Source organism: Marinobacterium sp. xm-m-312 (genome assembly GCF_013283295.1).
In the GTDB taxonomy this organism is placed as follows: domain Bacteria; phylum Pseudomonadota; class Gammaproteobacteria; order Pseudomonadales; family Balneatricaceae; genus Marinobacterium_E.
Genome location: NZ_WBYS01000002.1, coordinates 1 through 15,038 on the forward strand (window position 1 = coordinate 1; position 15,038 = coordinate 15,038).

General features: G+C 48.1%; 15 protein-coding genes. 1 reads left to right on the plus strand and 14 read right to left on the minus strand.

The features are described 5' to 3' along the window. Positions 1-389: 389 nt before the first annotated feature. The 13 genes from XMM312_RS02630 to XMM312_RS02690 form a co-directional block, all read right to left on the minus strand. Positions 390-992 (minus strand): Yip1 family protein, encoded by a 603-nt coding sequence (locus XMM312_RS02630; RefSeq protein WP_173482288.1) that lies wholly within the window; start codon positions 990-992, stop codon positions 390-392. A 90-nt stretch (positions 993-1,082) separates the two neighbouring features. Beyond that, on the minus strand, positions 1,083-1,691 hold the full coding sequence (locus XMM312_RS02635; RefSeq protein WP_173482287.1) for a sulfite oxidase heme-binding subunit YedZ: 609 nt from the start codon (positions 1,689-1,691) through the stop codon (positions 1,083-1,085). Further along, positions 1,682-2,674 carry a protein-methionine-sulfoxide reductase catalytic subunit MsrP gene (gene msrP / locus XMM312_RS02640; protein WP_173482286.1) on the minus strand — a complete coding sequence of 331 codons (993 nt, stop codon included), beginning with the start codon at positions 2,672-2,674 and terminating at the stop codon, positions 1,682-1,684. Before msrP ends, XMM312_RS02635 begins: the two co-directional genes overlap by 10 nt. A 97-nt stretch (positions 2,675-2,771) precedes the next feature. Next, entirely contained in the window at positions 2,772-3,536 is a 765-nt protein-coding gene (gene pssA / locus XMM312_RS02645) for a CDP-diacylglycerol--serine O-phosphatidyltransferase (RefSeq protein ID WP_173482285.1), read from the minus strand. Positions 3,537-3,575: 39 nt separating this feature from the next. Then, positions 3,576-4,439 carry an A24 family peptidase gene (locus tag XMM312_RS02650; protein ID WP_173482284.1) on the minus strand — a complete coding sequence of 288 codons (864 nt, stop codon included), beginning with the start codon at positions 4,437-4,439 and terminating at the stop codon, positions 3,576-3,578. A gap of 98 nt (positions 4,440-4,537) precedes the next feature. Continuing rightward, complete coding sequence (locus tag XMM312_RS02655; RefSeq protein ID WP_173482283.1) at positions 4,538-5,383, minus strand: isopenicillin N synthase family oxygenase; 846 nt, start codon at positions 5,381-5,383, stop codon at positions 4,538-4,540. 4 nt (positions 5,384-5,387) lie between these two features. Beyond that, positions 5,388-6,347: a nucleoside hydrolase gene (locus XMM312_RS02660; protein ID WP_173482282.1), complete on the minus strand. Its 960-nt coding sequence runs from the start codon at positions 6,345-6,347 to the stop codon at positions 5,388-5,390. 2 nt (positions 6,348-6,349) lie between these two features. Further along, positions 6,350-7,324 (minus strand): ABC transporter permease, encoded by a 975-nt coding sequence (locus XMM312_RS02665; protein WP_173482281.1) that lies wholly within the window; start codon positions 7,322-7,324, stop codon positions 6,350-6,352. Then, complete coding sequence (locus XMM312_RS02670) at positions 7,324-8,439, minus strand: ABC transporter permease (RefSeq protein WP_173482280.1); 1,116 nt, start codon at positions 8,437-8,439, stop codon at positions 7,324-7,326. The genes XMM312_RS02665 and XMM312_RS02670 overlap by 1 nt, the downstream gene beginning before the upstream one ends. Further along, positions 8,436-10,022, minus strand: a complete 1,587-nt coding sequence (locus tag XMM312_RS02675) for an ABC transporter ATP-binding protein (RefSeq protein ID WP_371743461.1) — start codon at positions 10,020-10,022, stop codon at positions 8,436-8,438. The genes XMM312_RS02670 and XMM312_RS02675 overlap by 4 nt, the downstream gene beginning before the upstream one ends. A gap of 203 nt (positions 10,023-10,225) precedes the next feature. Then, positions 10,226-11,047, minus strand: coding sequence for a BMP family ABC transporter substrate-binding protein (locus tag XMM312_RS02680; protein ID WP_371743462.1), 822 nt, complete (start codon positions 11,045-11,047; stop codon positions 10,226-10,228). A 154-nt stretch (positions 11,048-11,201) separates the two neighbouring features. After that, the gene (ilvN, locus tag XMM312_RS02685) at positions 11,202-11,693 is read right to left on the minus strand and encodes an acetolactate synthase small subunit (protein WP_173482278.1); all 492 of its coding nucleotides are present in this window, start codon (positions 11,691-11,693) and stop codon (positions 11,202-11,204) included. Positions 11,694-11,696: 3 nt separating this feature from the next. After that, positions 11,697-13,412 (minus strand): acetolactate synthase 3 large subunit, encoded by a 1,716-nt coding sequence (locus XMM312_RS02690; protein WP_173483003.1) that lies wholly within the window; start codon positions 13,410-13,412, stop codon positions 11,697-11,699. Between the two features lie 419 nt (positions 13,413-13,831). On the opposite strand from XMM312_RS02690, the gene XMM312_RS02695 reads away from it, so the two are divergent. Beyond that, complete coding sequence (locus XMM312_RS02695; RefSeq protein ID WP_173481184.1) at positions 13,832-14,101, plus strand: hypothetical protein; 270 nt, start codon at positions 13,832-13,834, stop codon at positions 14,099-14,101. A gap of 25 nt (positions 14,102-14,126) precedes the next feature. Here the strand turns inward: XMM312_RS02695 and XMM312_RS02700 are convergent, their stop codons facing one another. After that, on the minus strand, positions 14,127-14,966 hold the full coding sequence (locus XMM312_RS02700; protein WP_173488659.1) for a 23S rRNA (adenine(2030)-N(6))-methyltransferase RlmJ: 840 nt from the start codon (positions 14,964-14,966) through the stop codon (positions 14,127-14,129). Between the last annotated feature and the right edge of the window lie 72 nt (positions 14,967-15,038).

Here is a 15,038-nt window from a genome sequence, read left to right on the forward strand (position 1 = left end):
TCAAGAAAAACATTACGCTAAATGAATTCACATATAGGTTGCTTGTCTTGTTAAGCTTTTGTGCTCAACCTCAACAAGCGCCCACACGCATTACCTGATTAATTGTTAAAGAGCGTGCCACCGATCTCTTGGTGGCTGCTTGAGTACTCGTCTCAAGCGAGGTGCGTATATTATTGAGGGCATCATCACATGTCAACAAGTTTTTAATATTTTTTTAAAAATTAAAAACTGTCTTATGCGTCAAAAACTTTCAATTATTTGCTTAAAAAACAAACAGTTAATTCGCACCTCTCGGTTACTGATCAACCTGTAATCAGGTGTGACTCCGTAATCGAGAGCGCGAATTATACTTAGGTTGAACAGAGCGTCAACCCTTGAGGGAAATAAATTTAACTTAATATGGTCAGCGGTACGACTGTACTCCACAGAATAACGCTCGCAGCCATAATGGTGACAAGCGCTACAAGACCAACCGTCAATATTGATGTAGAGAACATAAACGCTCTCTCCTCTTCAATATGCATTATGACGGGTACTCCTGTGTAGAGCAGATAGACACTAAAAGCTACCGCTAACATTCCGACACTCACGCAGAGCCACAGCATTGGATAGAGGCCAATGAGCCCTGCCAGCAACATCGGCGTTGCAGTGTATAGCGCTAAACGCGCACACTCATCAACACCCGCGTTGGCACCATAGGTTTTCTCCATCCAACGTATGCTGTAGGTCAACCCGGCGATGACGCCTAATATAGCAATGTAAAATGCTACCGCGGCTCCAAAGGCGGATTCGCTCGCCAACAGGTGATATTCACCATAGGAGACACTCCATCCCACCTGGGTAGTTCCTATGAATAACGATATAGGTGGTATAAGTGCCAGCAGTACCAGCTGAATAATGACATTGTTTAGTGTTAGTGAAGAGTCTTTATCAATTGACTTCCACTCTTTTACTGGGTGATAGAACACACCCGAAAGATGCTGCAGAATCATTGTTACACTCCTTTCAAAGCTGAACTTTGAGTTTGTTTTTATTGATTCAACACATTCAATATAGGATACGTCTGGGATTTATGTGTTAGTTCACTCTCTCTTTTTAGGTTTTCTTTTTCTAAACAATCGTTCTATTAAAAGTAGAGATATTAAAAGCGTATAGATCATCGCCTCTAAAATGCTTGCCCTTATTAGTAGTACCAGGTGTAACAGCGCTAGCATAGCTGCTGGGTAGATCAATTTATGAAGCGTTGTCCATTTACGACCCAATTTTTTCTGCCACCCTTTTGTGGATGTAATTCCCAAAGGGATGAGCAACAAAAGCCCAGCCATACCCAACATAATATAGGGCCTATCCGTTAACTCTCTAATCAGCAGATCAACACGCCAGCCAAGAATAAAGGTCGATACCGCCAAAAGATGGAGCACCGCATAAAAGAGTGCATACAGCCCCACCATTCTCCGATGTTGCAGCAAAAACTTTATATTCAAACGCCGACTGAAGGTTGATGCACAGAGTGTCAGGATCAAAAACCGAATTGCCCACTGCCCTAATTCATCGACAAGCTCTTTCGCTGGATCAGCTCCCAACTGATTGCTATAGGCCAAGTAGACCAGCCATATCAATGGCAAGGCCAACGACGTAAAAAGTGCTATCCAGATGAGCCGTCTAGATAAGCCCCTGCTGGTTAATACCATTTAGAGAGATCCATCCCAGCATAGAGAGGTGCGACCTCTTCATAGCCGTTAAACATTTGAGTCTCTATGATTCTCGGATTAAACAGTGATGATGGTAGCCTTCTCTCTGTCGCTTGCGACCATCTGGGGTGATCTACATTCGGATTGACGTTGGCATAAAAGCCATACTCCTGAGAAGCCGTTAAGCGCCAAGTATTTTGCGGCATGGTCTCCCTGAATCGAATCTGCACGATAGACTTAATACTTTTGAAGCCATATTTCCAAGGCACTACCAACCTAAGCGGCGCGCCATTCTGTGGAGGCATCGCTTGACCATAAACACCGACCGCTAACAACGTCAGTGGATGCATTGCCTCATCTATTCTTAACCCTTCTCTGTATGGCCAATCGATGGTACTGAAGAGTGAACGCTGACCCGGCATCTGCTCTGGGTCTTCAAGCGTGACAAACTCAACGTATTTAGCGTTTGAAGTTGGATTCAACTGCTTTATCAGTGAAGCCAGAGAGAAACCGAGCCAAGGAATGACCATCGACCATGCCTCTACGCATCGAAAGCGGTAGATCCTCTCTTCTATGTCCACTTTTGCAAGAAGATCCTCCAGGTTATAGATACCCGGGCGCTCTACCTCACCCACTATCTCAACCTGCCAGGGGTCTGTCTTAAAATTCTGAGCTCTCTCATACGGATCCTCTTTATTGAGGCCGAACTCGTAGAAGTTGTTGTAGGTAATGACCGAATCGTAAGGCGTTAACTCTTCATCGACGCTCCAAGTTGTCTTTGCGCTTTCGAGCTTCGGTCTTAACCAGTCAGGACCAGGATAGAGTGGCAGATCGGAACTCTTGGGTTGTGTCAGCGCATAGCTAGGCATCGAAGCAGCACCTGCGACCAAACCCAGTCCTTTCAATAGCGAACGCCTAGAAAAATAGACCGATTCAGATGTGATTTCACTGCTTAGAATTTTGGAAGGCTTACCGATCAACATAATTAATCTCCTATCGCTATACCTCTAATATTAGTCGCTAAGCTGACAAATGCCTTACAAATAAAAAACCACCCGAAGGTGGCTTTCTAATGATGTATTACTCTGCTTGTCGTTTTCTACTTCTAAGCAGCCATTGAATAGGGCCTGATACAGTGTAAGCAAGAAAGATAAGCCACAGGTAGAGATCAGGATCTGTCGCTAGAAAGGCGACAACCAGTACGATCACAATCATTTTTACAAAGGTGATCTTCCCTTTTAAGTTGATCTCTTTACCGCTGTTGTAGAGAACATTACTCACCATAGAGAGACCAATGAGCGCCACATAGAGTGCGATCAACCAAGCAAATGGGGCTGGGTCTATCCCCTTTTCAGTCATAAACCAGATCAATCCAGCAATGGTTGCCGCCGCCGCTGGGCTCGGCAGCCCCATAAAGTAGCGTTTATCCAAAGAGCCAATCTGAGTATTAAATCGTGCCAAACGAAGTGCAGCACAGGCGCAGTAGATAAAGGCAGCCACCCAGCCAAACTTTCCTAAGCTCTGTAATACCCAAGTAAAACTAACCAGAGCGGGAGCCACACCGAAAGAGACCATATCTGACAGCGAATCGTATTCAGCGCCAAACTTAGATTGTGTGTTTGTCATTCGAGCCACACGACCATCTAAACCATCAAAAATCATAGCAACAAAAATGGCGACTGCCGCTGCAGTGAAATGACCGTTCATGCCCGAAATGACAGCATAGAAACCTGAGAACAGTGCTCCCGTCGTAAATAGGTTTGGTAACAAATAGATACCACGAGGTCGCTTTACGCTATCTTCACTGGTCGCGTCAGACGTCTCTGGGTCAATCTGGTCAGTCATGTTTAAGCCCTTAAAAAATATGCTGCAAGTCTAACGAATCTATAGAAGAAGCGACAGATACCATTGATTAATTTGATCACCCCAAATCAACATCAGCCATCCAGCTAAGGCTAAAAATGGGCCAAACGGCATGGGTTTAGTGAGATCCTGACGACCAAACAACGCGCCGACAAGTGCATAGATAACACCCGCAACGGATGAGATCAGAATAATTCCGGGAAGGATCGCATAGCCACCCCAAGCCCCAAGAGCCGACAGCAACTTAAAGTCGCCGTAGCCCATACCCTCCTTACCTGTTACCAACTTAAACAGCCAGAACACCAGCCAAAGAACCAGATAGCCAAGCATCGCACCAGTCACTGCAGAGTCCAACGGGACCCAGCCAAATACCAGATTAACCAGTAGACCCGCCCAAAGAAGGGGCAAGGTGATCTGATCGGGCAACAGCTGATGATCTGCATCGATAAAGATCAAGACAATCAGAGAGTAACTGACGAACAGCATCACCAACATCTGAAGAGTAAAGCCAAAATAGAGCGCAATAGTGAGACCCACTACAGCCGTCAACCCTTCGATCATTGGGTAACGCATAGAGATCGAACTGGCACATCCTGAACAGCGCCCTTTCAAAATTAACAGATAGGAGAGGATTGGGATGTTTTCATACCAGCGTATTGCATGTCCGCATTGAGGGCAGCGTGAGCGTGGCTGAGACAATGAGATAGGTTGATCATCGCTTATCTCCTGCTGATCCAAGAATTCAGCGGCTTCACGGCGCCAGCTATTCATCATCATAATCGGCAGGCGATGAATCACAACATTCAGAAAGCTGCCAACCAATAGAGAAAACATAACCACTGCAGGGAGATAGATCGACTCTAGGGTCGATAGATAAGCGCTCATTGCATCGCCTTATAATTGATCATCCAGTTATCCTAGCATGCAAAGAATATTCCAGATATTTTTGCGCTAAAAAAACCCGAACATTGCCGGGTTTAGGATCAGATAACGCCCAACTCTTTGAGCCGCTCTTTTAAATAGCTATCCGCTGTGTATCGATCCGATAGAACCACATCTGGTCTAGGGTGAAGAAACAACGGCAGTGAGATGCGCGATTTTTTGGTTGCGCCACCAACAGGGTTGATCACTCGATGTATGGTCGACGGGAAATAACCTGCCGATGCCTCTTGCAGCATATCGCCTATGTTCACGATCAAATTACCAAACTCAGCCGGTACATCAAGCCACTCACCTGTTTTGCTGAGAACCTGCAAACCTGGCTCACTGGCCGCCGGCAAAATCGTTAGCAGGTTTATGTCACCGTGTGCGGCCGCACGGATAGCACCTGGTTCTTCATTACCATCAAAGGGAGGGTAGTGAAGCACACGGAGCAGCGTCTGCTCACTGCCATTGATCATGTTGGGTAGTGGCTCACGGTAGCCTGCTTTCACCTCTTCAGGGCTAAACTCTTCGACCCAGCCTAGCAACTCAGAGGCTAATGAGCTGGTTTGAGAATAGTAAGCCTGTAACTCCTCCCGCAAATCTTCAGGGCACTGCCCCCAGGGGTAGTAGTGAAAATACTCTTTGATGTCTTTAACTGTATGATCTTTCGCCACTTCAGAAATTTTGCTGGAGAAAAAGCCATCCTGAGTACCGACGTTATAGTCAAAGTCAGATTTGCGATCGCTATTAAAAAAGGCCTGCCAATGGTCATAAATGGCTCGAACCTGCGCTTCGGCAATAGGGTGATTTTTGAGGACGCCGAAGCCGGTCTCATGCAGCGATTTCACAAACGCCTCGCTGGCACCTTCCGATTGATAATCGACCGCTTCTAAAAAATTCGACATACCACTAGCTCCAGTAACTGTTTGTCATTGCTGTTTCGAAAAAATCGACCACGCCAGCATCGTCAACACCCATGCAGGCCATCTGATCAGGACGATCTTTCCAATAATCCAGCATATAGGGTATGCCAAATCGACTCATGATGGTTTGACCCATAGCAACGCCTTCTGTCGCAACACAGATTGGGCCTGAAACCGTTTCAAATAACTCAGGATGCACAACATAAGCGAGGGCCGAAACGTCATGCGAATAGCAGCCATCAATATTCCGCACGCTAGAGTAAAAGTCGATGTAGAATTTAGCCGCACTCTGCATAAATGAACCCACCTTGGCGTTCTCTTTAGCAATACGATCAAACAGTGATCGAGGCAACATAATCTGATGAGTTACATCGAGCCCTACCATGACCAAAGGCCAAGCCGCAGCCATCACTTTATCGGCAGCGTGCGGATCAGAGAGAATATTAGCCTCAGCTACCGGAGAGACATTCCCATCACTCGCAATCACGCCACCCATAATAACAACCTGCTTAATCTTGCTAGGTAATTCAGGGTCCAGCTGCAGCGCCTGAGCTAAGTTACCCAAAGGACCAATCGCAACGATAACGATCTCACCCGGGTTCTGATTCGCTTGATCGACAATGAATTCAGCCGCCGATTGAGGGAGCGATGTTCTCTTAGGGGGTGCTAAATTGAGATTACCAAACCCATCGACTCCATGAACAAAGTCTGGAAATTCCGCTAGAGGCTTGATCATCGGCGTCGCAACACCCTGTGCAACGGGCGTTTCAGAGCCGGCCATCTCAACCAGCGTAAGGGCATTTTGAGTAGCCTGATCAACAGAGACATTGCCAAAGGTTGTTGTAAGGCCCAACAGCTCAATATCAGGGTGTGCCATCGCGGTAAAAATCGCCATCGCATCATCGATACCAGGGTCTGTGTCTAAAATAATCTTGTGCTGTGCCATTGTTATGCTCGATCTTTACTGTAAGGGGTACCAATCGCTTTAGGTGCGATCGCCCGACCAATGAAACCCGCCAACAGAATAACGGTAAGAATGTAAGGAAGTGCCTGCATCAACTGCACATCGATTTCGCCAACAACGGGCAGTTGAACCCCCTGCATGCGGGTTGCAACGGCCTCTAAGAAGCCAAATAGAAGACAAGCGAAGAGTGCGGGGAATGGACGCCACTTACCAAAAATAAGTGCGGCCAAGGCGATGTAACCCTTACCGGCCGACATATCTTTAATGAAACCTGCACCCAACGCGATAGAGAGGTAAGCACCTGCTAAACCACAGAGCAGACCCGCCATAATGACGGCACGGTAACGCAACCAAGCGACTGAAATCCCGGCGGTATCAACCGCCTGCGGATTCTCACCGACTGCACGAAGACGCAGTCCAAAACGAGTTTTAAAAACAATCCAAGCGGTCAGCGGGACCGCCATTAAAGCGACATAGACCAACAGATTGTGCCCACTGAGTAGCTCTGTATAGATGGACCCTAGCAGCGGCACACCCGACAACCACTCACTCAACGGCCAGGTTAGCGGACCAAAGCGTTCATCTGATGTAAGAGAGGGTGTCTGCCCGCCGCGACGGAACCAAGCGATGCCCAACACAACAGTCAAACCGGCCGCTAAGATATTGATAGCCAAACCACTGACCACCTGATCACCTCGGTGGGTGATACAGGCAAAACCGTGCAGTAACGCCATCATAATTGAGACCAATATGGCAGCAAGCAGACCTAACCAGACCGAACCCGTTACAGCCGTCATTGCCGCCGCAGCAAAGGCACCCGCTAGCATCTTGCCCTCTAAGCCGATATCTACAATGCCCGAGCGCTCTGAAAAGAGACCGGCCATGGCACATAAAATTAACGGTGCCGCCAGACGAAGTGTGGAATCTAATGCAGAGATTAACTGAACAGAAAACTCCATTATCGCTCCTCCTGACTTGAGCGGGAAACCAATGCAAAGAGTCGCTCCAGCGGTCCACGCATCATGTAGGCCAGAGCACCGCAGAACAGAATGACCAAGCCTTGAATCACCACAACAAGATCACGTGTGATGGTTGAAAACTCAAACGCCAACTCTGCCCCACCCTGAAATAGCGCGCCAAACAGCAAGCTAGCAATGATAATACCCAAAGGATGATTGCGCCCCATCAAGGCGACAGCGATGCCAGTAAACCCAGCACCCGAGACGAAGTCTAAACCGACACGCTCTTGTGCCCCCATCACCTCGTTGATTGCGACCAATCCGGCCAAAGAGCCTGAAATCATCATCGCAATGACGACCATTCGTTTTGGATTGATTCCGCTATAGACCGCAGCTGACTCATTGAAACCGATCATGCGAATGGCATAGCCCCAACGAGTTTTCCAAATAAGCACCCAGACAAACAGACAAGCCAATAGTGCAACAAAAAGAGACAGATTAAGCGGCGTTTGAGTAATCTTGATCCCAAAAAACGCAAAGAACTCATGCATCAGCGGCAGTGTCGATTCGGGAGCAATCGCTCGTGTCTCTGGTGACATCGAACCCGGTTGAATCAGCACATTCACCAATAGATAGACCATCAATGCAGACGCAATGAAGTTGAACATAATGGTAGTAATCACCACATGACTACCGCGATAAGCTTGCAAATAGCCGGGTATAAACGCCCAAGCAGCACCAAATAAGGATCCAGCAATAATGGCCAGAGGTAGCAGAGCCCACCATGGCAAAAGATGATCTAAAGCGAGACAGATCAGTCCCACACCTAAACCACCTATATACGCCTGCCCCTCCCCACCGATATTGAATAGCCCCGCATGGAATGCGACGGCTACCGCCAAACCGGTAAAGATAAAGTTGGTTGTGTAGTAGAGCGTATAGCCAACCCCTTCATCGTATCCAAAGGCGCCACGAATAAGTACTTGCACCGCCTCTAATGGGCTTTCACCAATCAGAGCCACCACAACACCGGCTGACAAAAACGCCAACAAGACATTGATTAACGGAATTAGTCCAATGTCTGCCCAAGCAGGGAGCTTTGCACGACGACTCATGATTGCCCCCCCTGCTGAGCCATTTGATCACCGCTTCTTGAGCTGGACATCATTAACCCTAACGAGCGCGCATCGGTTTCTGAAGCCAACACATTACCCACGATGCGCCCTTCTGACATCACCAGCACTCGATCACACAACGACAGGATCTCTTCTAACTCTACAGAGACGACTAACACAGCACTTCCTTGATCACGCAGCGCAACAATCTGCTGATGTATAAACTCGATCGCACCGATATCGACGCCACGTGTCGGTTGTCCCACCAGTAACACCTTAGGTGCGGCGTTCATCTCACGTGCGATACAGAGTTTTTGCTGATTACCGCCAGAGAAACTGGCCGATTTAAGATTAGGATCCACTGGACGAACATCAAAGGTACTCATCAGTTCCTGACAGTGCTCAGTGATGGCGGAGCGATTTTGCAGAATCGAGCCATTAAACTCCGGCTCATCTTGAAAGCCCATGATGGCCGTCTCTTCTGCACTAAACGCACCCACCATACCATCACGGTGCCGATCCTCTGCCACATGTCCGACACCGAGGTGACGAATCTGTTTAGGTGTCATTTGATGCTGAGCATCAATGCAGACCCCTTCAATATTAATCTGCCCCTGCTGCACATCGAGCATGCCCGACAGCAGACCTAGAAGTTCTGTTTGACCATTGCCAGATACACCAGCAACACCGACAATTTCACCCGCATTCACCCTGAACGAGACATCGTCCAAACGAGGCACATTGGCGTCATCCCGCCAGGTTAGCGAATCTACTTTAAGAAGCGCTGCACCTGGGTTTGCTTCTTGTTTATCTACCCGTAATAGAACCTTGCGACCGACCATAAGCTCAGCAAGTGCTTCACGACTGGTCTCCGCCGTATTCACGGTCGCTACCATCGCCCCAGCTCGCATAACAGAGACCTGATCACTGATCGCAATCACCTCTTGCAGCTTATGGGTGATCAGTAGAACGCTGACGCCCTGTGATTTAAGTGTTTTTAAAATCGCAAAGAGTTGATCAACCTCTTGAGGGGTTAAAACACCGGTAGGCTCATCCAGAATCAGAATTTTGGCGTCACGATAGAGCGCTTTAAGAATCTCTACACGCTGCTGCAAACCGACTGGTAGATGTGAAACCACCGCATCCAGATCAACATTCAGCCCATAACGGTCTGAGATCTCTTGAAGTTTTTTACGTGCTTTAGCGAGTGAATGCGTTAAAGACCAGCTACCTTCAGCGCCCAGCACGATATTCTCAAGCACCGTGAAATTATCCACCAACATGAAGTGTTGATGGACCATGCCAATCCCTAGCTCGATAGCGCGTTTCGAGTCAGTGATACTGACCACTTTGCCATCCACATAGATAGAACCGCTATCGGCCTCGTAAAACCCATAGAGGATGCTCATCAGTGTTGACTTACCGGCACCGTTTTCACCTACGATGGCGTGTATCTCACCTTTGACGACATTCAGATCAACGTCGACATTGGCTTTGACGGCACCGAAGTGTTTATTAATCTTCGCTAACTGAATTGAATAAGAAACAGGATCCCGATTGGGATCCTGTATAGGTTGTGTCACCACTCGGTTAGACCTCTATCTTAGTCGAGTGCTGGACAGCTGTTGTCGCTCATGTAGTCGTGAACTTTGATTTCACCCGCGATAATCGCTTTTTTCGCAGCTTCAACAGCCGATTTCATCTCAGCGGTGATCAACGCTTCGTTGTGCTCATCAAGCGCCCAATCGACACCACCCTGCGCTAGACCAAGCGCTTGGAAACCCGCTTACCAAGTGCCATCCTGCATCGCTTTTAGCGAGTTATACGCCGCTACATCAACACGCTTAACCATAGAGGTTAGCATCGTACCTGGCTGCAGGTAGTTCTGGTTAGAGTCGACACCAATTGCGTATTTGCCAGAGTCAGCCGCAGCTTGGTAAACACCAACGCCCGTACCACCCGCTGCTGCATAGACAACATCAGAACCACGGTCGAACTGACTGACAGCCAGCTCGGCACCTTTCGCTGGGTCATTCCAAGCGCTTGGCGTCGTACCGGTCATGTTACGAATCACGTTGATATCTTTGTTAACGTACTGAGCACCCTGAGCATAACCACACTCAAACTTACGAATCAGTGGGATATCCATACCACCGACAAAGCTGACAGTCCCTGTTTCTGATTTCATTGCGGCAAGCATACCGACAAGGAAAGAACCCTCGTGTTCATTGAAGACAACTGACTGAACGTTTGGCTTATCAACCACCATATCGATCAGAGTGATGCGTGCATCTGGGAACTCACCGGCCACTTTATCAACGGCCGCAGCTTGGGCGAAACCAACGCTGATGATTGGATTAGCACCACGCTGCGCAAAACGACGGATCGCTTGTTCACGCTGTGATGCGTTAGTCACCTCGAACTCACGGTAGTTAACACCGCTCTCCTCTTTAAATCGCTCCATGCCGTTATAAACAGACTGGTTAAACGATTTATCGAACTTACCACCCATGTCAAAAACAACAGCTGGATTTAGGTCTGCCGCTTGAGCCGATGCTGAAGATACCGCTACTGAAAGAGCGAGTGTTTTCAAAACTACACGTTTCATTATTGGTGTTCCTTACTTAGTGATCGAAGTTTGATTGGTCATCAGAAATCTGGACCGATCAGTCAACCTTATCCCTAAACAGGGAGGCAAACAAGTCTATTTTTAGACAAAAAAAATCCCAGCAAAAGCCGGGATTTTCGTAGTATGAGATGCGTTATACGCTCAATACTTTCTCGCCGCGAGCAATACCAGATACGCCCGAACGGACCACTTCAAGGATCGATGCGGTACCTAAGGCTGCAATAAAGGCATCCAGCTTAGCCGAGTCACCAATCAACTGAACGGTGTAGGTGTTCGGCGTTACATCGATGATGTGGCCACGGAAGATATCAGCAGTACGCTTGATCTCTGCTCGCATCTGACCGTTTGCTTTCAGCTTGATCATCATAACTTCACGTTCGATGTGATCGCCTTCCGATAGATCAACAACCTTCACGACATCGATTAGCTTGTTCAACTGCTTGGTGATCTGCTCAACAACACGGTCATTACCGATGGTTGTTACTGTCAAACGAGACAGCGTTGGATCTTCAGTTGGGGCTACCGTGAGCGATTCAATGTTGTAGTTGCGCTGTGAGAACAGGCCAACAACACGTGACAGTGCACCGGGTTCGTTCTCTAGGAGAACTGAAATGATATGACGCATCGTTTAAGTCCTCTCCGTTTTGTTCAACCACATATCACGCATAGAGCCGCGTGGAACCTGCATAGGGTAGACGTGCTCAAATGGATCTACATAGATGTCCATAAAGACTAGACGATCTTTCATGGCGAACGCTTCACGCATTGCGCCTTCTAGATCTTCGTAACGCTCCACCTTCATACCAACGTGACCGTAAGATTCAACCAGCTTGATAAAGTCTGGTAGTGACTTCATGTAAGACTGCGAGTGACGTGACTCATAGTTCATATCTTGCCACTGACGTACCATACCCAATGATTGGTTATTAAGGTTGATGATCTTCACTGGCAGATCGTACTGTTTACAGGTCGATAGCTCTTGGATATTCATCTGAATAGAGCCTTCACCGGTAACACAGGCAACGTCAGCTTCAGGGAAGTTCAACTTAACCCCCATCGCAGCCGGAAGACCAAAGCCCATGGTGCCTAGGCCGCCAGAGTTAATCCAACGATTTGGCTTGTTGAACTTGTAGTACTGAGCCGCAAACATCTGGTGCTGACCAACGTCAGAACAGACGAAGGCATCGCCGTTAGTCACTTTAGAGAGCATCTCGATAACCTGCTGAGGCTTCATTTTGTCGCCTAGCTCAAAACGGCCACCGTGGCGTTGACGCCACTCATCGATCTGTTTCCACCAGTTTGCGATCGCTTCAGCATCTGGCTGAGTCTTCGCTTCAGCCACCAACTCAAGCATCTCTTTAAGAACCGCTTTAGCAGGACCTACAATCGGCACATCCACATCGATCGTCTTAGAGATCGACGCAGGATCGATATCAATGTGTGCAATGCGCGCCGTAGGACAGAACTTATCAGTGCCGTTGGTAACGCGGTCATCGAATCGCGCACCCACCGCCAGAATGAAGTCTGAGTGGTGCATTGCCATGTTGGCTTCGTAACTACCGTGCATACCCAGCATGCCCAATGATTGACGATCAGTACCTGGGTAGCCGCCAAGACCCATTAGGGTATTAGTCACTGGGTAGTTAAGCTCTTGTGCCAGTTTAACCAGCTCTTCGCTTGCGTCACCCATGATGACACCACCACCGGTGTAGATCACAGGACGCTTAGCCGCAAGCAACATATCAACGGCTTTCTTAATCTGACCACTGTGGCCACGGCTGATAGGGCCGTAAGAGCGCATTTTCACGTTTGCTGGGTAGTCGTATGGGTAACGCTCAGTTGGCGTCGTCATATCTTTAGGGATATCGACAACCACTGGACCCGGACGACCGCTCTGTGCGATGTGGAATGCCTTCTTAATGATCGAAGGAATATCCTCTGGACGCTGCACACTGAAGCTGTGTTTAACAATCGGACGAGAGATGCCTAGCATATCCGTCTCTTGGAATGCGTCCTCACCGATCAGGTAGCTCATAACCTGACCTGTAATCACGACCATTGGAATCGAATCCATGTAAGCCGTTGCAATGCCAGTAACCGCATTCGTTGCACCTGGGCCAGATGTTACTAGCGCAACACCGGCTTTGTTAGTTGCACGAGCGTAGGCATCTGCCATGTGTGTTGCTGCCTGTTCGTGACGAACAAGAATGTGCTCAACTTCATCCTGTTGGAAGATCGCATCGTAAACGTGTAGCAATGCGCCACCAGGATAGCCGTAGATGTACTTAACGCCTTCATCACGAAGCGCGCGTACGACCATTTCCGCACCTGAAAGTAGTTCCACCTTTTTACCCTCAATATTGTGTTGTCTATTCAACACTCTGTCTTTGTCTGATTCATGAATGAGTGGGTGTAGCGCCAGCGGGATTGTCCGCCAAAACGTCATCAATACGGGTGTGCGCTAACACAAAAAGCACTCGATACCACTGAAACAAGGATCTCTCTATCAGCAGCGTTAGACCTGAGCTGGGTAATGCTTAGTAAGCCTTTTAAATGCCTGCTACACGCGGGGTTATTTGCATATAACAGTAAGCTTTAAATTTTCGCACTGCAGCGCAGTAACTTCAACCGTCGCAGCGGCTAAATTGTTTAAAAAAAGAGCAACTTTTCAACGATTTCGACATTTTCACAAAAAACCTCCATCTTGCTAGCGCGACTTCATTGTGCGAGTTATAGTTCAAGAAGGTCATAGGGAGAAAAACAATGGTTTCGATTTCCGATGTAAAACAGAAAGATCGCGTTATTGAAGAGCTGGTTCGCTTTACTCGAAAGGTACTGATGGAGCCGGAAATTTGCTCAACCGCCAAAGAGATTGCGCGCAAGCATATGGGCCAAGAGAATGCGGTTCAGTTAATCGCTGATGAGCTCAATGACACCACCAGCGTTCACATTGGTTTAGAGCGCAGCGAAGCCGATGAACTGTTCATTGAGTTGCTGATTGAGGTGGTAAAAGATGAGCAGGCACTTTACTAGCCCACCGTTTCTCTAAATTGACGCCTTAAGGCGCCTGTTTCAGCCAACGAAGCGTCGTCTCTGGCGCTTCTGCGTTGAGTTGAGCTAACACATTCGGTAGCAACTCATCTAACTGCTGATCAAATTGCCAAGGGGGATTGATCAGCAACATTCCAGATCCGTACATACCCCGCTCTTTGGGCTCAGCCACAATAAACTGTGAATCCAACACACCAACATCCGGTAGCTGTCGAACCATCGCTTTCAGCATATTCTCATGACGATTAGCCGCCAGCAGTGGGTACCAGACAGCAATTTGACCATTGGGCCAGCGTTTCATTGCCTCTCCGACAAAGCTCGCCACCTGTTGATACTCCTCTTTCACCTCATAAGCGGGGTCGATCAATAGAAGTCCCCGATTAGGTTTAGGGGGGAGTAGTGATAAGACTCCTTCATAGCCATCTCGGTGGTGCACCCCAACATTGGCAAACAGGCGCATATTGCGCTTTAACTCTTTAACCTCTTGTGGGTGCAGTTCCATTAGATGAATCTGATCCAGCTCACGTGTATTTAGGGCCGTCAGTGTCGGTGATCCAGGGTAGTGAAGAAGCTGATCAGATTGAGACACTTCAGCGATGGCTGACAGGTACTGCTGAACAGCTTCCGGCTGTTTTTGCCCCCACAGCTTGGCCACCCCATCACGAAACTCACCGGTCTTCTGCGCCTGCTCTGACGAGAGGTCATATAACCCACGACCCGAGTGCGTCTCTAAATAGCTCCAAGGTTTCGCCTTTTTATTGAGCGCATTCAGTAGAAGTTGAAGGGTGAGATGTTTGTGAACATCGGCAAAGTTTCCGGCGTGAAAGCCGTGTTGATAGCTAAGCAAGGAGGTGCCTCAAAATTTGGTAGAAGCGCAATGATAGCGGTTTAAATAGCGGTTTCACAATAACGGGGTCTG